This is a genomic window from Oerskovia sp. USHLN155 (assembly GCF_037145535.1).
Taxonomy (GTDB): Bacteria; Actinomycetota; Actinomycetes; order Actinomycetales; family Cellulomonadaceae; genus Oerskovia; species Oerskovia rustica.
This window is the reverse complement of the sequence record NZ_JBBCXG010000002.1, coordinates 231,551-249,814: the sequence shown is the minus strand read 5'-3', so window position 1 is coordinate 249,814 and position 18,264 is coordinate 231,551. Positions and strand designations below refer to the sequence as shown.

General features: G+C 72.0%; 17 protein-coding genes. 8 read left to right on the top strand and 9 right to left on the bottom strand.

All coding sequences use genetic code 11. The features are described from left to right. Positions 1-4 precede the first annotated feature (4 nt). The 4 genes from WFH32_RS04030 to WFH32_RS04015 form a co-directional block, all read right to left on the bottom strand. Entirely contained in the window at positions 5-841 is an 837-nt protein-coding gene (locus WFH32_RS04030) for a hypothetical protein (RefSeq protein WP_191794297.1), read from the bottom strand. 106 nt (positions 842-947) lie between these two features. Further along, the gene (locus tag WFH32_RS04025) at positions 948-1,871 is read right to left on the bottom strand and encodes an NADP-dependent oxidoreductase (RefSeq protein WP_336706289.1); all 924 of its coding nucleotides are present in this window, start codon (positions 1,869-1,871) and stop codon (positions 948-950) included. A gap of 66 nt (positions 1,872-1,937) precedes the next feature. Further along, positions 1,938-2,345, bottom strand: a complete 408-nt coding sequence (locus WFH32_RS04020; RefSeq protein WP_336706288.1) for a VOC family protein — start codon at positions 2,343-2,345, stop codon at positions 1,938-1,940. A gap of 94 nt (positions 2,346-2,439) precedes the next feature. Beyond that, positions 2,440-3,675, bottom strand: a complete 1,236-nt coding sequence (locus WFH32_RS04015) for an amidohydrolase family protein (protein ID WP_336706287.1) — start codon at positions 3,673-3,675, stop codon at positions 2,440-2,442. A gap of 116 nt (positions 3,676-3,791) precedes the next feature. Here WFH32_RS04015 and WFH32_RS04010 point away from each other — a divergent pair, with 116 nt between their 5' ends. Continuing rightward, on the top strand, positions 3,792-4,448 hold the full coding sequence (locus tag WFH32_RS04010) for a GntR family transcriptional regulator (RefSeq protein WP_336706286.1): 657 nt from the start codon (positions 3,792-3,794) through the stop codon (positions 4,446-4,448). A 4-nt stretch (positions 4,449-4,452) separates the two neighbouring features. On the opposite strand, the gene WFH32_RS04005 is transcribed toward WFH32_RS04010, so the two are convergent. Beyond that, a complete protein-coding gene (locus WFH32_RS04005; RefSeq protein WP_336706285.1) occupies positions 4,453-7,062 on the bottom strand; it encodes an ATP-dependent DNA ligase in 2,610 nt (869 codons plus the stop codon). A 226-nt stretch (positions 7,063-7,288) separates the two neighbouring features. Here WFH32_RS04005 and WFH32_RS04000 point away from each other — a divergent pair, with 226 nt between their 5' ends. Then, on the top strand, positions 7,289-7,930 hold the full coding sequence (locus tag WFH32_RS04000; RefSeq protein ID WP_225227573.1) for a TetR/AcrR family transcriptional regulator: 642 nt from the start codon (positions 7,289-7,291) through the stop codon (positions 7,928-7,930). Next, positions 7,927-9,711 (top strand): MDR family MFS transporter, encoded by a 1,785-nt coding sequence (locus WFH32_RS03995; RefSeq protein WP_336706284.1) that lies wholly within the window; start codon positions 7,927-7,929, stop codon positions 9,709-9,711. The genes WFH32_RS04000 and WFH32_RS03995 overlap by 4 nt, the downstream gene beginning before the upstream one ends. Before the next feature lie 70 nt (positions 9,712-9,781). Here WFH32_RS03995 and WFH32_RS03990 read toward each other — a convergent pair whose 3' ends face one another. Together WFH32_RS03990 and WFH32_RS03985 are read right to left on the bottom strand one after the other, a co-directional pair. After that, positions 9,782-10,729, bottom strand: a complete 948-nt coding sequence (locus tag WFH32_RS03990) for a DUF5692 family protein (protein WP_191794291.1) — start codon at positions 10,727-10,729, stop codon at positions 9,782-9,784. A 114-nt stretch (positions 10,730-10,843) separates the two neighbouring features. After that, positions 10,844-11,455, bottom strand: a complete 612-nt coding sequence (locus tag WFH32_RS03985; protein WP_191794290.1) for a TetR/AcrR family transcriptional regulator — start codon at positions 11,453-11,455, stop codon at positions 10,844-10,846. 235 nt (positions 11,456-11,690) lie between these two features. Between WFH32_RS03985 and WFH32_RS03980 the strand changes: the two genes are divergently transcribed. After that, positions 11,691-12,455: a GTP pyrophosphokinase gene (locus tag WFH32_RS03980; RefSeq protein ID WP_191794289.1), complete on the top strand. Its 765-nt coding sequence runs from the start codon at positions 11,691-11,693 to the stop codon at positions 12,453-12,455. On the opposite strand, the gene WFH32_RS03975 is transcribed toward WFH32_RS03980, so the two are convergent. Further along, complete coding sequence (locus tag WFH32_RS03975) at positions 12,452-12,754, bottom strand: DUF1905 domain-containing protein (RefSeq protein WP_191794288.1); 303 nt, start codon at positions 12,752-12,754, stop codon at positions 12,452-12,454. The genes WFH32_RS03980 and WFH32_RS03975 overlap by 4 nt on opposite strands. A gap of 125 nt (positions 12,755-12,879) precedes the next feature. Between WFH32_RS03975 and WFH32_RS03970 the strand changes: the two genes are divergently transcribed. From WFH32_RS03970 to WFH32_RS03955, 4 genes are all read left to right on the top strand, one after another. Next, the gene (locus WFH32_RS03970) at positions 12,880-13,431 is read left to right on the top strand and encodes an MOSC domain-containing protein (RefSeq protein WP_318243930.1); all 552 of its coding nucleotides are present in this window, start codon (positions 12,880-12,882) and stop codon (positions 13,429-13,431) included. A gap of 39 nt (positions 13,432-13,470) precedes the next feature. Next, positions 13,471-14,463 (top strand): non-homologous end joining protein Ku, encoded by a 993-nt coding sequence (ku, locus tag WFH32_RS03965; RefSeq protein WP_191794286.1) that lies wholly within the window; start codon positions 13,471-13,473, stop codon positions 14,461-14,463. A 27-nt stretch (positions 14,464-14,490) separates the two neighbouring features. Further along, positions 14,491-14,997: a heme-degrading domain-containing protein gene (locus WFH32_RS03960; protein ID WP_336706283.1), complete on the top strand. Its 507-nt coding sequence runs from the start codon at positions 14,491-14,493 to the stop codon at positions 14,995-14,997. Positions 14,998-15,112: 115 nt separating this feature from the next. Next, positions 15,113-15,592 (top strand): VOC family protein, encoded by a 480-nt coding sequence (locus tag WFH32_RS03955; protein WP_191794284.1) that lies wholly within the window; start codon positions 15,113-15,115, stop codon positions 15,590-15,592. A 77-nt stretch (positions 15,593-15,669) separates the two neighbouring features. Here WFH32_RS03955 and WFH32_RS03950 read toward each other — a convergent pair whose 3' ends face one another. Then, entirely contained in the window at positions 15,670-18,192 is a 2,523-nt protein-coding gene (locus WFH32_RS03950) for a sialidase family protein (protein WP_336706282.1), read from the bottom strand. Positions 18,193-18,264 lie beyond the last annotated feature (72 nt).

Sequence of the window (18,264 nt, the reverse complement as noted above, 5' to 3'; positions counted from 1 at the left end):
GCACTCAGGCCTTGCGGTGCTCCGCGACCCCGCGCAGGGCCTCGCGGCGGGTCCGCAGCTCCTCGCGGCCCTCGCGGGTGATCTGTGCCCAGTTCCGGTTCTTCGTGATCCGGGCATGGACCAGGCTCGCCTCGGTGAGGTCGTGGAGGCGGGCCGCGAGGTTGCGCTCCTCGATGCCTGTGAGGCGGGCGAGCGCGGGCTGGTCGGCCTCGTCGGCGTCACCGAGCACCGCGAGGACCCGCAGGTTGTCGGTCGCGGGGTCGCCGATGCTCAGGGCGCCGTCGCCGGCCGCGAGGGTCTGCCGCTCGCCGCGCAGGGCGACCAGCGCGGCTGCCAGCAGGGCGAGGCCCAGAGCGATCGTTCCCACGAGGTGCAGCACCGACGACGCGCCGCCCGAGCCGCTGACGGTCACGAGTGCCAAGGACGCGGTCATCGTCACGAGCCCGGCCACCCACAGGAAGCGGTCCGAGGCGCGCAGGCCCAGGACGACGAGCCCGAGGCCCAGGACGAAGGGCACGCCCGTCGCGAGGAGGATCCAGGGGAAGAGGAAGGCGACCAGTGCGCTCAGGACGAGCGCGATCCCGTACCCGTCGCTCCCGACACCCACCCCCGAGGGCAGCCGCAGGGCGAAGGCCGTGACGTACGTCGCGAGGAAGGCCGCGACCGGTACGAGTACGAGGAGCCAGAACTGGTTCCCCTCGAACCAGTCCGCCCCCGTGAGGACGAGGACCAGGACCGCCAGCCCGCAGACGGCGAGCGGGAGCGAGCGGGCATGTCGTGCGGCGCGGGTCCGCAGGCGTGCGGAGTCGGCTGCGACGAGGGCGGGGACGGTGGCGGACATGGGCTTCACGGTACGTCACCGACCGGCCGCGGGGCGCGGACCCCTGGTGCGCGACGCGCAGCGCGTCGCGCGGGGAACCGCGCCCCGTGGGAGCGGGACAGACGGCTCAGACCGTGATGACGACCTTGCCGCGCACGTGCCCGGTCCGGCTCGCCTCGTGGGCCTTCGCGGTGTCGGCCAGGTCGTAGACCTCGGCGACGTCGACCGTGAGCTGCCCGGCGTCGGCGAGGCGGGCCAGCTCGGTCAGCCCCTCGACGTCGGGGCGGACCCACACGTAGTGCCCGCCGAGCTCGTCGCGGGCCGCCGCGTCGACGACCGAGGCGACCGTGCCGCCGTCGCGCAGCACGTCCGGCGTGGTGGCGAGGGCCTCGCCACCGATGTAGTCGAGCACGACGTCGACGCCCTCGGGCGCGAGGGCGCGCACGCGCTCGGCGAGGCCGTCGCCGTAGGTCACGGGCTCGGCGCCCAGCGAGCGCAGGTACTCGTGGTTGCGCTCGGAGGCGGTGCCGATCACGCGCGCGCCGCGGGCGACCGCGATCTGCACGGCCATCGACCCGACGCCCCCCGCGGCCGCGTGCACGAGCACGGTCTGACCGCTGCTCACCCCGGCGCGGTCGATCGTCTGCAGGGCGGTGAGCCCCGCGAGCGGCGCGCCGGCGGCCTGCTCCCACGTCCACGCCGCGGGCTTGCGGGCCAGCGTGCGGACGGGGGCCGCGACGAGCTCGGCGGTCGTGCCGCCGGAGACGACGTCCTTGCGCACGTACCCGAAGACCTCGTCGCCGACCGAGAGCTCGGGTGTGTCCAGGCCGACCTGCTCGACGACGCCCGCGACGTCCCAGCCGGGCACGACCGGGAACGTGGCGTCCATGATCGCGTCGAGGTAGCCCTCGCGGACCTTCCAGTCCACGGGGTTGACGCTCGTGGCCTTGACCCGGACCAGGACGGTGTCCGGCCCGACCTTGGGCGTGGGGAGCTCGCTGAGCTCGAGGACGTCGGCTCCGCCGTAGCGGGAGTAGGTGATGGCTCGCATGAAGGCGGCAACGGGCGGCGGCGCCGAGGCATTCCCCGGCGCCGCCGCCCGTCGTGTCCCGGCAGGTCAGCCGTCGATCGCGCTCGGGTCCATGTACATGACCTCCCACAGGTGTCCGTCGAGGTCGGAGAAGCTGCGCGAGTACATGAAGCCCTCGTCCTGGGGCGGGTTGGTCTGCGACCCGCCCGCGGCGAGCGCCCGGTCGGCGAGCTCGTCGACACCCGGGCGGGACTCGGCGCTGATCGCGTTGATGGTCTCGGTCGCGCTCTGGGCGTCGACGATGTCCTTCGACGTGAACCGGCGGAAGAAGTCGCGCGTCAGGAGCATGACGTAGATCGTGTCGCTGATGACGACGCACGACGCGTTCTCGTCGGTGAACTGCTCGTTGATCGTGAACCCGAGCTGCGTGTAGAACGCCTTGGACCTGTCGAGGTCGGCCACGGGCAGGTTGACGAAGATCTGGGTTCCGGTCATGAGGAGCTCCTTCGGACGTACCGCCGCGGTGCTCCGCGGCGAGGACGGGTGTCGTCGGTGTAGACCGGCGGTCCTCGGAGAACTCATCGGCCTGTCAGACCAGGACCTCCCCGTCGCGGGCCACGACCTGGCCGCCGGCCACGACGAGCGCGCGGCCCGGCGCCCGGACCACGGCGTCCATGGTGTTCTCGGCGTCGACCAGCACGACGTCGGCGCGCGCACCCTCGACGAGGTCGTGCACCGGGCGTCCCACGAAGTGCGCGGCGTCGCTCGTCGCGAGCCGGGCTGCGCGCACGATGTCCTCGTCGTGGCGGAAGCGCGCGAGCTGGGACAGGCGGGTCGTGAGTGCGAGCAGGTCGCCCGTGCCGTACGGCGCCCACAGGTCGCGGATGCCGTCGGTGCCCAGGCCCACGCGCACGCCGTGCGCGCGCAGCAGGTCGAGCGGGAGCGGGGTGGCGCCGATCGGGGCGACGGTCGTCATGCTGATGCCCGCGTCGCCCATGGCCTCGACGAGGTCGGCCATGCGGGTCGGCGGGAGCTGCCCGACCGCGAAGCCGTGCGCGACGTTGACCTTGCCCTGCAGGCCCGCGCGGATCGTGCGCTCGATCATGAGCTCGATCTGGAACGCGCCGAGCTCGCCGCCGTCGTGGAGGTGGACGTCGACGCCGACGCCGCGTCGCTCGGCGATCTCGAACAGCCCGTCGAGCTGCGTCACGGGGTCGCGGTCGATCGAGGCGGGGTCGAGCCCGCCGATGTGCTCGGCCCCGGCGGCCGCTGCGGCGTCGAGCAGCTCGAGCACACCGGGTCGGCGCAGGACGCCGTCCTGGGGGAACGCGACGATCTCGGCGTCGACCGCGCCGCCGAGGACGAACAGGGACTCGCGGACCACGTCGATACCGCGCAGCCCGAGGCCCAGGTCGACGTCCACGTGGGTGCGGATCGCCGTCGTGCCGTGGCGCAGGAACTCGCGCAGGACGGCGACCGTGACGTCGACCCCGGGGATGCCGAGCTCGTCACGGTGCTCGCGCTCGTGCGCGATGCGTCCCTGCGTGGTGGCCTCGCCGCCGTAGCTGACCCACGGCTTGCCCCACCAGCTCTTGTCGACGTGCGCGTGCGCGTTGACGAACCCGGGCAGGGCCAGGAGGCCACGCCCGTCGACCTCGCCCGGGGCGGGCACGCTGCCCGACGGCGCAGCCTCCGCGGGGGAGTGCGGCGTCACCCGGGTGATGTGCCCGTCCGCGACGTGGAGGTCGACGGGGTCGGTGCCCCATGGCCTGACGTTGCGCAGCACCGACACGGCGACCTGGGGGGAGCTGGGGAACGGGGGCATCTGAGGTCCTTCTTCCGGTGGTGCTGGCTGGCCTGGTGCAGGACCCACCCCCAGGGGCTCTCACCGTCGGCAAATGGTATACCATTTCTCGCCGGGGCTTCCGGGAGGATGGGCGCATGAGCGCAGACCAGTCGTTCGAGCCCGAGGCGGACCGGGTCGCCCGGATCGTGCGCGAGCAGATCATCGACGGCGACCGTGCGCCGGGCGACCGGCTCGTCGAGCGCGACCTCGGGGCCGAGCTCGGGGTGAGCCGCGTCCCCGTCCGCGACGCCCTCAAGGCGCTCATCGCCGAGGGGCTCGTGACCCCGCGCCCCAGGACGTGGGCCGTCGTGCGGACCTTCACCGACGCCGACGTCGACGACCTGATCGAGGTGCGCTCGGCGCTCGAGACCCTGACCTTCCGCCTCGCCGCCGAACGCAGGACCCCCGACGAGGTCGCCGCGCTCGAGGCCGTCCTCGACCGCGAGGCCCGGGCCGCGCGCGACCACGACGCGAAGGCCGCCCACCGTGCCGGCGCCGACTTCCACGAGCTCGTCGCGACGACCGCCGCGAGCCCCCTCCTCGACGAGATCGGCGCGATCACCGCGAGCCGCCTGCGCTGGCTCCTCGGGCAGCACGTCGACCTCCAGGAGATGGTCGACGAGCACCGCGGTCTCCTGGCCGCGATCCGCGCGGGCGACGGGCAGGAGGCGGCGCGGCTCGCCGTCGGGCACGTGCAGACCAGCCGCGACGCCGCGCGCACCCGGCATGCCCGGGCCGCACCGCGGCACTGAGGTCTCACCCCTCCCGGCGCACGTCCTCGGGCGACTTGTCGGGCCGCCAGCCCCGCCACACCGCGTGCCGCAGCTTGCCGTCGCCCTCCGGGGCGCTCGTCCAGTCCGCGTAGTCGACCTCGCCGACCAGGTGCGGCGTGACCCAGCGGGCGTCCGAGGCGTCCGCGGCCGGGACGTCGAGAGCCGGGTTCGTGACCCGTTCGATCCGGCCGAGCCGTGTCACGAGGTCGCGCCGGTCCTTCTCGGTGAAGCCCGACCCGACGCGGCCCACGTAGCGCAGCCCCTCGTCGTCGGGCACGGCGAGCAGCAACGAGCCGACCAGGTGCGACCTGTCCCCGTGCCCCGGGCGCCAACCGACCACCACGACCTCCTGGCTGTGCGAGTGCTTGATCTTGATCCAGCTCCGCGAGCGTCGCCCGGCCGTGTACGTGCTCGTGCGGCGCTTGGCCACCACGCCCTCCAGGGCGAGCTGCCTGCTCGTCGCGACGGCCCCCGCGAGGTCGCCGTCGAACGCGGGCGGCACGTGCACGATCCCCGACCCGTCGACCAGGCCCTCGAGGATCTCGCGGCGCTCGTCGTAGGTGCGCCGGACGAGCGAGCGGCCAGCGACGGACAGGACGTCGAAGAGCATGAGCTCGACCCCGACCTTCGCGCGCGCCGCCGCGACGTCCCCCGCCCTGGTGAGGTTGGCGCGCTGCTGGAGCCGCCGGAAGCTCGGGCGACCGCGGGCGTCGAGCGCCACGATCTCGCCGTCCACGACCACGGGCAGGTCCTGGGCGCGGACGCGGGACGCGAGGTCCGCGAGCTCGGGGTAGGTCACGGTCATGTCCTTGCCGCTGCGGCTCACGAGGCGGACGGTCGGGGCACCGGTGCTGCCGGTGACCTGCGCGACCACCCGGAAGCCGTCCCACTTCATCTCGTAGGCCCAGTCCTCGGGGTCGCCCTCGGCCGTGAGCGTCTCGACCGTCCCGGCGGTCGCGAGCATGGGGCGGGGCAGGGCGGTGCCCGCGGGCTCGTCGTCGGGCTCGGTGGGCTGTCCGGAAGCCTTGCCGCGGGGCGCGGCGTGCTGTGTCGCGCGCTGTGGCGCCGGCCCCTCGTCGCGCGGGGCCATGAGGTGGATGAGCCAGTTGTTCTCCTCGGCTCTGCCTGATGCGCCGGAGGAGCCGTGCTGCTGATGGCCCCCCGTGTGGATGAGTGCGAGCCGCCGCGTCCCGTGCTGCTCGCCGTGCAGCGTGACGATGACCTCCTCGTCGTCGCGCCACTTCTCGAGCTCGTACGTGCCCGCGTCCCAGATGGTCACCTCGCCGCCGCCGTACTCGCCCGCCGGGATGGTCCCCTCGAACGAGCCGTACGCGAGCGGGTGGTCCTCGGTCTGGACCGCGAGATGGTTCTGCTTCGTGTCGGTCGGCTCCCCGCGCGGCAGGGCCCAGCTCACGAGGACGCCGTCGTGCTCCAGGCGGAAGTCCCAGTGCAGGCGGCGCGCGTGGTGCTCCTGGATGACGAAGCTGTTGCCCGCTGGTGACCCGTCGGGCGGCTCGCCCGATCCCGGGACCGGCTCGGGCGTCCGGGAGGCGTCGCGCTTGGCGCGGTAGGTCTCGAGGCGGTCGCGGCGGGGTGCGTCTCCTGGTGTGCTGTCGCGCCCGTCGTCGTCCGTGCTCCCGCCGCCCGACGGCGCCGCGCCCTTGCGCGCGAACGTCGCCATGCGCTCGGGCGTGGGTTCGAGAGAGGCCAGGTGGCCGGCAGTGAGCGCCGCGAGCGGGTCGCCCATGTTTTGGACCCGCTCCACGACCTGGTCCTTGTCGAGGTGCGCGAGGTCGGGGTCGTCGAGCTCCTCCCACGTGCGCGGGGCCGCGACGGTCGGGTGGGCACGGCCACGCAGCGAGTAGGGCGCGATGGTGGTCTTGTTGCCGTTGTTCTGGCTCCAGTCGACGAGCACCTTGCCGCCGCGCAGCGCCTTCTTCATGTCGCTCACGACGAGGTCGGGGTGCTCGGCCTCGAGGTAGCGCGCGAGCTCGTGCGCTACCGCGCTGACCTCGTCGGTGGTCTGGTGGCCGTCGAGCGCGGCGTACAGGTGGATGCCCTTGGACCCGCTCGTCACGGGCAGGGGGTTCAGGCCCATGCCGCGCAGCACCTCGCGGGCAAGGCGCGCGACCTCGGCGCACTCGGGCAGGCCCGCGCCCTCGCCGGGGTCGAGGTCGAGGACCAGCCGGTCGGGGTTCTTCTGGACGCCGGTCCGCCCGAACTGCCACTGCGGCACGTGGATCTCCAGGGCGGCGACCTGCCCGAGCCACGTGAGCGTCGCGAGGTCGTTGACGAGCGGGTACTCGTTCGCGTGGTCCTTGTGCTGGATCGTGCGACGCCGGACCCAGGTGGGCGTGCCGGCGTCGAGGTTCTTCTGGAAGAACACCGGCCCCTCGACGCCGTTGGGCCAGCGCTTGCGCGTGGCCGGGCGGTTCGAGGCGTGGGGGAGCAGGACGTCCGCGACCGCTGCGAGGTAGGCCAGGACCTCGCCCTTGGTCGTGCCCGTGGCCGGGTACAGGACCTTGTCCAGGTTGGTGAGCTTGAGGCGGTGACCGCCGACGCTCACGGTCTGTGCCGCCGTCGAGGTGGCCATGGGTCCATGGTTGCCCGGGGCGGGTGGTTGCGCTCGGTGGGCGAGGCGGAGCCTGGCGGTCGGGTGACTCGTCGAGCGTGCAGTTCGGGCTGTTCTCCGGCTCGCCGGACCGCCCGAACTGCACACTCGGCGGGCGGAGCGCGGGCGTGACCCGGGCTCGCTCCCGGCCCAGCCCGCGGTAAACGTGCAGTTGTGCAATCTTTGCAGTTATGCATACAGTGCAGTCATGCAGACCGCTCCGACGTCCCTCCGCGAACGCAAGCGCGCCGAGACCTGGCTCACGATCCACCAGGCGGCCGCCGCGCTGGTGCGCGAGAAGGGGCTCCACCACGCGACCGTCGAGGAGATCGCCGCCGCGGCGGGAGTCTCGCCGCGGACCTTCTTCAACTACTTCACGACCAAGGAGGAGGCGATCCTGGGGCTCGTGCCCCCGACCGTCTCCGACGAGGCGCTCGCGGCCTTCCGTGCCGAGACCGAGGGGCCCGCGTTCGAGCGGGTCGTGCGGTTCCTGCTCTCGATCCTGCGCTCGACGCTCCACCCCGGCGTCCCGTTCGCCGAGCGCAAGGCGCTCGTGCGGGAGCACCCCGAGCTGCGCAAGCACGCCATGGGCTACGTCTCCCAGGTCGAGGGGCTGGTCAACGACCTGCTGTCCGACCGGGCCGAGGACGGGACGGGGTTCAGCGAGCTCGCGTCGTTGGGCCTTCCCGACAGCCCCGACACCGCGCGAGCGCTCCTCATGCTCGCCGGCACCATCATGCGCTTCGCGTACTCGCGCAACCCCGGCGCCGCCCTGAGCGACGCCGACGCCGAGGCCGACATCGGCGAAGCGATCACCATCTTCCGAGAAGTCTTCGAGGCCACGCTATGACCACCACCCCCCGAGCCGGCAGCACGCCGGCGCCCACCCGGGGCGCGACGACCACCCGAGGTACCGCGCCCGCCCAACCGTCATCCCCGGGCGCCCCGGCGGCGTCCCAGAAGGACCGCGGGATCGTCCTGCTCTTCCTGGGCCTCATGGTCACGATGCTGCTCGCGTCCCTCAACCAGACCGTGCTGTCGAGCGCGCTGCCCACCATCGTGGGCGAGCTCGACGGCGTCGAGCACATGAGCTGGGTCATCACGGCCTTCATCCTCGCCTCGACCATCACCATGCCGATCTACGGCAAGGTCTCCGACGTCCTGGGACGCAAGCCCCTGCTGCTGACCGCGATCCTGCTCTTCATGGCGGGCTCGGTCATCGGCGCCCTCGCGGGCGACATGAACCTGCTCATCGTGGGCCGCACGGTCCAGGGCCTCGGCGGCGGCGGGCTCATGATCCTGTCGCAGGCCGCGATCGCCGACGTCATCCCCGCCCGCGAGCGCGGCAAGTACATGGGCATCATGGGTGCCGTCTTCGCGGTCTCCTCGGTCGCGGGACCGCTGCTCGGCGGCTGGTTCACCGAGGGTCCTGGCTGGCGCTGGGTCTTCTGGATCAACATCCCGCTGGGCGTCGTCGCGGCGCTCGCCGCGATCTTCCTCCTGCACCTGCCCAAGAAGGCGCGCAGCGCCGAGCGCGTGCGCCACGACTACCTCGGCATGGCCCTCATGGCCGTCGCGACCACGGCGCTCGTCCTGGTCGGGACGTGGGGCGGCTCGCAGTACGAGTGGGGCTCGGCCACGATCCTCGGTCTGATCGCCCTCGCGGTCGTGGCGGCCGTCGCGTTCGTGCTCGTCGAGAAGCGTGCCGACGAGCCGATCATCCCGCTGCACCTGTTCGCGGACCGCAACTTCACAGTCACGACCATCGCGGCCCTCGCGACGGGCATCGCGATGTTCGGAGCGATCGGCTACATGCCGACCTACCTGCAGATGGCGACCGGGGCCAGCGCGACCGCCGCGGGCCTGCTCATGATCCCCATGATGGGTTCGCTGCTCGTCACCTCCGTCATCACGGGGCAGATGGTCTCGCGCACCGGGAAGTACAAGGTCACGCCGATCGTCGGTTCGCTGGTCCTGGGCGTGGGCCTGGCCCTGCTCTCGACCGTCGAGGCGGACACCGCGACGCCCATGATCTGCGTGTTCCTCGCGGTGATCGGCATCGGCCTGGGCGGGAGCATGCAGATCCTCACGCTCATCGTGCAGAACTCGTTCCCGCTGCGCGAGGTCGGGACCGCGACCGCCGCCAACAACTACTTCCGCCAGGTCGGGGCCACCCTCGGCTCGGCCGTGGTCGGCAGCGTCTTCATCGCCCGCCTGACCAACCTCCTCGCGGAGAAGTTCCCGCAGGGCACGGGGTCGGCGGGCGGGACGGGGTCGCTCACCCCGGACCTGGTCCAGTCCCTGCCCGACGGCGTGCGCGCCCTCGTGATCGAGTCCTACAACGAGGCGCTGGTGCCGCTCTTCCTCTACATGGTGCCGCTCGCGATCATCGCGGCCATCGCCCTGTGCTTCGTCCACGAGAAGCCGCTCGCGACCTCCGTCGAGCACGAGATCGCCGCGGAGGCCCTGGCCGAGGGTCAGCTCCTGGTGACCGACGCCGACCCCGACGCCGACCCCGACGCCGACCCCGACGCCGCCCCCGACGCCGATCCCGACGCCGATCCCGACGAGGCGAGCGACGCCGTCGGGCGGGGCGAGAGCGTGAGCGCCGGGGCGCGCCCCGAGCGGTAGCACTCCCGTTGAACGCGACGAAGGGTCGCCCGACACCGTGTCGGGCGACCCTTCGTCGTGGTCGGAGCCGTCAGGCGGTCGTGGTGCCCGCGGTGGCGAGCTCCGGACGGTCCTTCGCGAGCTCCTGGTAGGACTTGTGGTCCGTGAACAGCTCGTCGCGCAGCGGGTTGCGGCGCTTGGTCACGATCACCTTGACCTGGTAGACGGCGACAGCGACGTTGGCGAGCAGCGAGATCAGGCTGACCACGAACAGCGCCTTCGGGTCGTGCGAGGAGTCGACGGCGAACGACGAGTCGGAGACGAACGTCGGCACGGCCATCGTGAACATCATCCAGAACGCGAGCGTGTGCGCACGGTGCTGGAGCCAGGCGCCCTTGCGCAGGAAGAACGCCGGGATCGTGCAGCTGATGAGCAGCGCAGCACCCGCGTAGAACGCGTGGTCGCCCACGCAGTTGTAGACGTACGCGAAGTTCCACAGGTCGTACGCGATGATCCAGAACCACATCATGTCTGGCCAGACCATGTCCTTGAAGCGGTCGCGCGTGATGTAGATGCCGGCCCAGCCGCAGATCGTCAGCAGGTTCAGGATGCCCGCGATGCCGTTCATGACGTTCCACGAACCGCCGACCATGAACACGCCGTCGACCATGCCGTCCATGCCGGAGACCTGGAAGTCGCGGATCACGGCCTCGGCGATGTTGAGCGCGAGGATCGCCGGGGGGAAGAGCAGGGCGTACTTCATCTGCCCGATGCGGGGGAAGTACCGGATGAGCATGAAGCCGATACAGCCCGCGAGGGCCGAGTACACCTTGACCCAGTGGAACCAGGTGCCGGTCGAGGACCCGGCGCCTGCGGTGTAGGGCCAGACGAAGATCGTCAGCACGACGGGCAGGACGATGAAGATCCCGATCGCGGCGGTCTTCGACCAGCGGACGAGCTCGTTGAGGCCGACGAGGGCCGCGAGCACCACGAACCACATGACGGCTGCTTGCCAGGGGATGGAGTCGAACAGGAACACGTCGCTCCCTTTCTCAGGGACGGCTGGACGGCGGGTGCCGTCCGGGGGGTGGGGGATGGTGCGGCAGGTGAGCGAGCGCGGTCCCGGCGCACCGTCGGGATCCGGGCCGTCGCGTCACTCGGTGTCGGAACGCGCCTCCTCCAGGTGCAGCACCTGCCGCACGATCGTCACGAGCACGGTGTCGTCGACCTCCGGGGTGTTCCGGGCCAGGCCGACGAGGCCGTAGACGAGGACGTAGAACGTCTCCGGGACGTGCTCGATGCCGATGTGGTGCCGGGCCGCGTACGCCTCGACCGTCGTGGCGCCGATGCACTCGACCACGGCCCGCACGGCCCGGTCGAGGAAGCGGTTGTACAGCCCTGCGCTCTCGGTGCGCTGCATGTCGTCGCGCAGCGGGGCGACCGCCCGCAGGTGCGTGCGGAACATCGCGATGCAGTCGACGAGGGCCTTGTCGATGTTCCCGGGCTCGCGCGCCGCGTCCCACGCGCGCACGGCCTCCACGAACTCGCCGACGTAGCCCTCGAGCACCGCGTCGACGAGAGCGTCCTTGTCGGGGAAGTAGTAGTAGACGAGGCCCCGTGCGACCCCCGCGCGCTCCGCGACCTCCTTGGTCGAGGTGCGGGCGATGCCCTGCTCCGCGAACAGCCCGCGGGCGGCGTGCACGATCTCCTCGGCACGTACCTCGGGTGCTGAACGTCGCCGCCTCGGCGTCGTCGCGTCGGTCATCGGAGCCCCTTCCTGAGCTGATACCTGGACGCTAGATCCGCTATTGACACGGCGTCAACAGTGTTCGACCAGGTCAGGACGTAGGTCCCGACGGTCGGGGTCCTACGGCCCGTCGACCAGGGCGGGCGGGGCCACGACCTGAGACGGGCCGTGGCCAGCGGCGGACGAGGGCGTCCTGCGGACCGCCGGTGTGCGACGGTGGAGGATCGACGTCGGCACGATCAGCGAGGAATCCATGAGCGGTGAACCCCAGGTCGGGGCAGAGCTGAGGGCCCTGCGGGAGCACTTCACGCGGCTGATGATGACGTACCGGTTCGGCATGGACGAGGTGATGACGAAGATCACCATCCTGCGCGACGAGTTCGCCTACGCCCACGAGTACAACCCGATCGAGCACGTGTCCTCACGCCTCAAGTCGCCCGAGTCCTTGCTCGCCAAGGCCCGCCGCAAGGGCGTGGACCTGACGATCGAGGCCCTGCGCGCGGAGATCTTCGACATCGCGGGCGTGCGCGTCACGTGCAGCTTCGTGTCCGACATCTACACGGTGCGCGACATGATCGCTGCCCAGCGCGACGTCGTCGTCCTCGAGGAGCGCGACTACATCGCGCACCCCAAGGGCAACGGGTACAAGAGCCTGCACCTGATCGTCGAGGTGCCCGTGTTCCTGTCCGACCGGGTGCAGCCCGTGGTCGTCGAGATCCAGATCCGGACCATCGCCATGGACTTCTGGGCCAGCCTCGAGCACAAGATCTACTACAAGTACGACAAGGCCGTGCCGCAGCGGCTCCTCGACGAGCTCAAGGAGGCCTCGCTCGCGGCCTCCGAGCTCGACGCCAAGATGGAGCGCCTGCACGAGGAGGTGCTCCAGCACTCGCGCGACACCGCGGACCGTCGCCCCGGGGCGGAGAAGATGGCAGGGCCGTTCACGCCGTCGTGGGAGCTGCTCGACTCGTACCTGCGTGGCAGACCGGGCGCGGGCGGCGCGGAGCCGGCGGGCTAGATCAGCGTCTCGACCGCGATCCGCACGGTGTCGCCCACGTCGACGCCCTCGGCCCGGCGTACCGCGGCCTTGACGGGCAGGACGAACGTCTTGCGCCCGGCGTCGGGGAAGACCGACGTGGACCAGTGCGACCCGCCGATCGTGACCTCGACCTTGACCGACCCGAACCCGGCCGGGGGGAGCGGTGAGTCGGCGATCTCGTCGCTCACGTCGGTGGGCAGGGCGGCGAAGACCCACGAGTCCGTGCGCGCCGTCCAGCGCCACAGCTCCGCCTCGAACTCGTACCTGGTGCCGGCCATGCGCCCATGATGCCTGGCGGTACCCACAGGCGTCGGGCCGCGCTCCGGCCCCGGCGCCCTGCCGGTCCGCCGAAGCGCCGGACACCCACGCCCCTGGCCGGGGCGTCTGCGCCAAGATGGTCCCCGTGACCGAACCCGTGCCTCACGTCGTGGCTGTGGCGTTCAGCCTGACCCACGGCTTCAGCAAGGACCGACAGCCCAGCGTGCAGATCGTCGAAGGGCTGGGCGTCGTCGGCGACGCGCACGCCGGCCAGACCGTGAAGCACCGCAGCCGGGTGCGGGCCGACCCGTCGCAGCCCAACCTGCGCCAGGTCCACCTCATGCACGCCGAGCTGTTCGACGAGCTCGCCGAGGCGGGGTTCGACGTCGGGCCCGCCGACCTGGGCGAGAACGTGACGACGTACGGCGTCGACCTGCTGGGCCTGCCGCGCGGCACCCGCCTGCACCTCGGCGCCGAGGTGGTCCTCGAGGTCACCGGGCTGCGCAACCCGTGCCAGCAGATCAACGACTTCCGGCCGGGCCTGCTCAAGCGGCTCGTCCTGCCCGACGGCGCGGGCGACGTGATCCGCAAGGCCGGGATCATGACCGTGGTCGCCCGCGGCGGGTCGGTCGCGGTCGGGGACGTCATCGAGGTCGACCTCCCCGCGGGCCCGCACCACCGGCTCCAGATGGTCTGACGACTCGCCAGGCCCCGCGCCCGGGCGCACCATGGAACGATGAGGGCCATCTGGAAGGGTGCCATCACGTTCGGTCTCGTCAACGTGCCGATCAAGGTGTACTCGGCGACCGAGGACCACGACGTGCCGCTGCACCAGGTGCACGACAAGGACGGCGGCCGGATCCGCTACCAGCGACGGTGCGAGGTCTGCGGCGAGGTCGTGGCGTACGAGCACATCGACAAGGCGTACGACGACGGTGAACGCACGGTCGTGCTCACGGCCGAGGACCTGGGGTCGCTGCCCGCCGAGCGCAGCCGCGAGGTCGAGGTCGTCGAGTTCGTGCCCAACGACCAGATCGACCCCATGCTCCTGGACCGCAGCTACTACCTCGAGCCCGACTCGTCGTCGAACAAGGCGTACGTGCTGCTGCGCCGCACGCTCGAGGAGACCGACCGCACCGCGATCGTGAAGTTCGCGCTGCGCCAGCGCACGCGGCTCGCGGCGCTGCGCGTGCGCGACGACGTGCTGGTCCTGCAGACGCTCCTGTGGGCCGACGAGGTGCGCGAGGCCGCGTTCCCGACGCTCGACGAGCCCGCGAAGGTCAGCGCCAAGGAGCTCGCGATGTCGTCGCAGCTCGTCGAGTCCTTCGCGGCCGACTTCACGCCCGAGGAGTACCAGGACGACTACCAGGCCCAGCTCCGCCAGCTCATCGAGGCCAAGATCGAAGCAGGCGACACGTTCAGCACGGAAGGGACCTTCGGCGAGCAGGAGGAGAAGGGCGGCGAGGGCGCCGAGGTCATCGACCTCATGGAGGCCCTGCGGCGCAGCGTCGAGAGCTCGCACGGCAAGAAGCCCGGCGACGCGAAGGGCGACGAGCCCGCGAAGGAGGCGGCGCCGTCGGGCGGCACGAAGAAGGGCGCCGCAGGGACGAAGGAGAGCAAGGGCACGACGGCGGCGCGCGCCTCGAGCGGCAAGGCCGCCTCGAGCACGGCGGAGGCCACGACGAAGAAGCCCGCGAAGAAGACGACGCGCAAGAAGGCCTCGGCATGAGCGTTCGCGGCGTGCCAGGCTGACGCCATGACCCACGACCAGCCCGAGAGCCCCGACCTCGCCCGCACCGCCCGCTTCATCGCGGAGGCCGAGCAGCACGAACGCGACCTCGTGCTCACGCGCTTCACGCACGACGACGCGTGGCGGCTCGGCTGCCTGCTCGTCGAGCTCGCGGCCGAGCGGTCGCTGACGATCACGATCGACGTGCGCCGCGGACCGCAGCAGGTCTTCCACGCCGCGACCGAGGGGACCACGCCCGACAACGACACGTGGGTCCAGCGCAAGGTGCGCGTGGTCGAGAGGTTCGGTGCGTCGTCGTACCTCATGGGCCTGCGGGCCAAGGCCAAGGGGACGACGTTCACCGCGCAGCACGAGCTGTCGCTCCAGGAGTACGCGGCCCACGGCGGGGCGTTCCCGCTGCGGGTCGAGGGCGTCGGGGTGATCGGCGTCGTGACGGTGTCCGGCCTGGCGCAGCGCGACGACCACCTGCTCGTGGTCGAGGCGCTGGGGACGTTCCTGCGGACGGCTGCCTGACGCGCCCCACGGCCGGTGTGCCCGACCGGGCGCGCCGACCGATGAGTTCGCCGGCCCCGGCCGGTCGGACCAGAAGAGCGCGACGCACCGCGCGCCGCGCGGGAGGAGGAGAACGATGCGACCGATCGTCCCGAGCCTGTGGTTCAACGGAGGACTCGAGGAGGCCGTGGCCTTCTACACGTCGGTGTTCCCCGACAGCACCGTCGGCGACGCCCTGAAGATGCCCGACGGCACCCTCGTCACCATCGACTTCACGTTGCAGGGCCAGCCCTTCAACCTCATCAACGGCGGCCCCGACCACCTGTTCCCGTTCAGCGAGGCCGTCTCGTTCATCGTGCGCTGCGAGGACGAGGCGGAGGTCGACCGCTACTGGGACGCCCTGCTCTCGGGCGGCGGCACCGAGTCGCAGTGCGGCTGGCTCAAGGACCGCTACGGGCTGTCGTGGCAGGTCGTGCCCGTCGAGTTCGAGGAGCTCGCGCAGTCCGACGACCAGCAGGCCGTGGCGCGCATGATGGGCGCCATGATGCAGATGATCAAGCTCGAGATGCCCGCGCTGCGGGCCGCTTTCGAGGGGAAGCAGCCCGCGGACGCCTGAGGCCGTCGGGGGAGACGGTGCTCGGCCCCCGCCCCCACCGGCACGGGGACGAGGGCCGAGGGTGCGTCAGCCGCGGATCAGCACGACGTCGCGTCGTAGGGCGCGGCGAGGGTCGTCGTCGCGCCGGCGGCGGTCACGTCGAACGAGACCTGCCCGGCCGCCACGGAGGCGGAACGGGTCGCGAACCGCTGCGACGCGCTGCGCCCGGGGGCGAGCCCCGCGAACGCCTTGGTGCCGGCGGTCGAGCGGATCGTGACGTCGAGCGCCTCGTCCCCGGCGTTGACCGCGCGACCCGTGAGCTGGACCTTGCCCGCGACGCACTGGGCGCTCGCGGTCACCTCGACCGGGACGACGGGCTGCGCGGGCAGCTCGTAGGGCGCCACCTCGACCTGTCCGGTCACGGCGAGCTTGCCGTTCGCGGCGTCCACCGTGACGGTCCGGCCCGCGAGCGAGCCCGCCGCGACGTCGGCCGCGGAGAGCGTGCGGCGCACGGTGCCGCACGGGGCCTCGGCGCCCGCCGCGAGCTCGGGCAGCGTGCACAGGCCCGCGGCCCCGACGCCCGTGAGCCGCACGTTGCCCGTGTTGCGGACCGTGATCTGGTTGGCCACGACGTCGCCCGCGTTCACCGAGCCGTTCGCGTCGGTGTCCTCGACCGTGGCCCCTCCGGCCGTGACGGCGAGCGAGGGGCGGCGGTCGACCAGGTCGACGGGCTCGCCCGTGAGCGCGACCGACGAGGCCTGGTCCGCGTTCATGGACCAGCGGGTCTCGGGGACGAAGAATCCGTCCGCCAGGTCGCCCGCCGTCACGACGCGGTACGCGAGCGCGCACAGGTAGGTGCCACCTGCGGGCAGGCTGCTCCAGTTGCACCCCGGGGACAGGTTCGTCAGGTTGCCGGTCGCCGTCGAGCGGTAGGCCGTGGTGCCGGTGTTGTAGACGCGGAACGAGTAGGGCACGCGCTCGCCCACGGCGTACGGCTGGGCCGCGACGTCACGCTCGGTCGTGTACTTCCCGAACACCGCGAGGGACGTCACGGGCCCCGCGGGGCCGCCGGTCACGGTCACGTAGCCGTATGCGCGCGCCTGGGTGCCGTCGGCCGCGGTCAGGACGCTCTGGACCCGTACGGGGTTGGCGGACGTGGTCGCCGCAGCGGTCGCGGACGCCGTGAGCGCGACCTGGACCGTGGCGGTCTGGCCGACGGCGAGCGCCGGCACGTCGGTCGTCGTGGCGCTCCAGCCCACGGGGGCGTCGATCGTCAGGCGTGAGGCGGCGAGCGGCGCCTGGTTCTGGTTGGTGACCTTGACGGGGACCTGCACGGTGCCGCCCGTCGCGACGGTCGTGTCCGGCACGACCGTCGAGGCGCACGTGGCGTTGAGCCACTCCTGGTCGAAGCTCGCGAACGAGATCGCGTTCATTCCCTGCGTCTCGTACAGGAGCCCGAAGCGCCCGTCGCCGATCGGCGAGAGCGTCGAGTACGCGCCCGAGCCGGGGTTGACGACCCGGAAGCCGGGCCAGGTCGCGCCGTCGTCGCACGAGAGGCGCACGGTCACGTTCTCGCGGCCCGTGGTGCTGTTGGAGTTGCTGAACAGCAGCATTCTCGCCTCGGCCGAGCCCTCGGGGGCGTCGGGGTACAGGCGTGAGACCGACCCGTTGTTGGTCGGGTCGGGGAGCTGGCGGTCGAGCGAGACGGGGCCGTAGGTGTGCCCGCCGTCGGTCGAGTAGGCGATCTTGCGGTACTTGCTGCCCGCCGAGTCGCGCGAGTTCATCATGACGCGACCGTCGGAGAGCTCGACCGACTTGTTCTCGTCCATGCCCGTGCCGAACGCCTCGCCGTGCGCCCACGTGGCGCCGTGGTCGTCGGAGTAGACGCTGTAGGCCTTGTAGGTCCCGCCTGTACGGGCCGTGAACTGCTGGACCAGGCGTCCGGCGTGCTCGCCGTAGCGCAGCTGGATGCCCTCGCCCGAGGCCGCGAAGATGCCGGCCCACGACGGGTCCTTGGCGCCCTCGGTGATGACGCGGCCCTCCCAGGTCTCGCCCCCGTCCTCGGAGACGCTGACCGCGGCGTGCAGGATCTGCCGGTTGGTCGGGTCGACGCCGGTGGCCGAGCCGCCGAAGCCCTGGTCGAAGGACTTCACGTGGAAGTTGAAGATCGTGCCCGTCTCGCGGTCCACGACGTAGCTGGGGTCCGAGAACCCGTACTTGTCGGGGGACGAGCTCGTCCCGTACCCGGCGGCCACGACGGTCGTGGGCTCCCACGTCGCGCCGCCGTCCCGGCTCGCACGCTGCAGGATCGAGTTGGGCTGCGGGGCGTCGCCCGCGTTGAACGGGCGCCCGTCGTACGACGCGAGGATCGTCCCGTCGTTCGTCGTGGTGAGGGCGGGGATGCGGTAGTTCGCGTAGCCGCCCGTACCGCCGACCGCGAGGGTCTGCTCGGAGAACGTCCCCGGCCCGTCGGTCGCGGCGGGAGGGAACGGGTCGAACGCCTGGGCGCTCGCGGCCGGGGCCACGAGGAGCAGGGACAGTCCGGCGGCGAGCGCGGCGCGCGACCGGCGGCGGGCGCACGGCGGCGCGGCGCTGGGCGGGGTGGGTGGGTGCAGTGGCATCAGATACTCCTGGCTTCGTCGGGTCAGAGCTCTTGCTGTCGTGCTGCACGGTGCGGTCCTGCGGGGGCCGTG

Coding starts and splice junctions, on each gene's coding strand:
- WFH32_RS04030 (WP_191794297.1), bottom strand. CDS start 841: ATGTCCGCCACCGTCCCCGCCCTCGTCGCAGCCGACTCCGCACGCCTG.
- WFH32_RS04025 (WP_336706289.1), bottom strand. CDS start 1,871: ATGCGAGCCATCACCTACTCCCGCTACGGCGGAGCCGACGTCCTCGAG.
- WFH32_RS04020 (WP_336706288.1), bottom strand. CDS start 2,345: ATGACCGGAACCCAGATCTTCGTCAACCTGCCCGTGGCCGACCTCGAC.
- WFH32_RS04015 (WP_336706287.1), bottom strand. CDS start 3,675: ATGCCCCCGTTCCCCAGCTCCCCCCAGGTCGCCGTGTCGGTGCTGCGC.
- WFH32_RS04010 (WP_336706286.1), top strand. CDS start 3,792: ATGAGCGCAGACCAGTCGTTCGAGCCCGAGGCGGACCGGGTCGCCCGG.
- WFH32_RS04005 (WP_336706285.1), bottom strand. CDS start 7,062: ATGGCCACCTCGACGGCGGCACAGACCGTGAGCGTCGGCGGTCACCGC.
- WFH32_RS04000 (WP_225227573.1), top strand. CDS start 7,289: ATGCAGACCGCTCCGACGTCCCTCCGCGAACGCAAGCGCGCCGAGACC.
- WFH32_RS03995 (WP_336706284.1), top strand. CDS start 7,927: ATGACCACCACCCCCCGAGCCGGCAGCACGCCGGCGCCCACCCGGGGC.
- WFH32_RS03985 (WP_191794290.1), bottom strand. CDS start 11,455: ATGACCGACGCGACGACGCCGAGGCGGCGACGTTCAGCACCCGAGGTA.
- WFH32_RS03980 (WP_191794289.1), top strand. CDS start 11,691: ATGAGCGGTGAACCCCAGGTCGGGGCAGAGCTGAGGGCCCTGCGGGAG.
- WFH32_RS03975 (WP_191794288.1), bottom strand. CDS start 12,754: ATGGCCGGCACCAGGTACGAGTTCGAGGCGGAGCTGTGGCGCTGGACG.
- ku (WP_191794286.1), top strand. CDS start 13,471: ATGAGGGCCATCTGGAAGGGTGCCATCACGTTCGGTCTCGTCAACGTG.
- WFH32_RS03960 (WP_336706283.1), top strand. CDS start 14,491: ATGACCCACGACCAGCCCGAGAGCCCCGACCTCGCCCGCACCGCCCGC.
- WFH32_RS03955 (WP_191794284.1), top strand. CDS start 15,113: ATGCGACCGATCGTCCCGAGCCTGTGGTTCAACGGAGGACTCGAGGAG.
- WFH32_RS03950 (WP_336706282.1), bottom strand. CDS start 18,192: ATGCCACTGCACCCACCCACCCCGCCCAGCGCCGCGCCGCCGTGCGCC.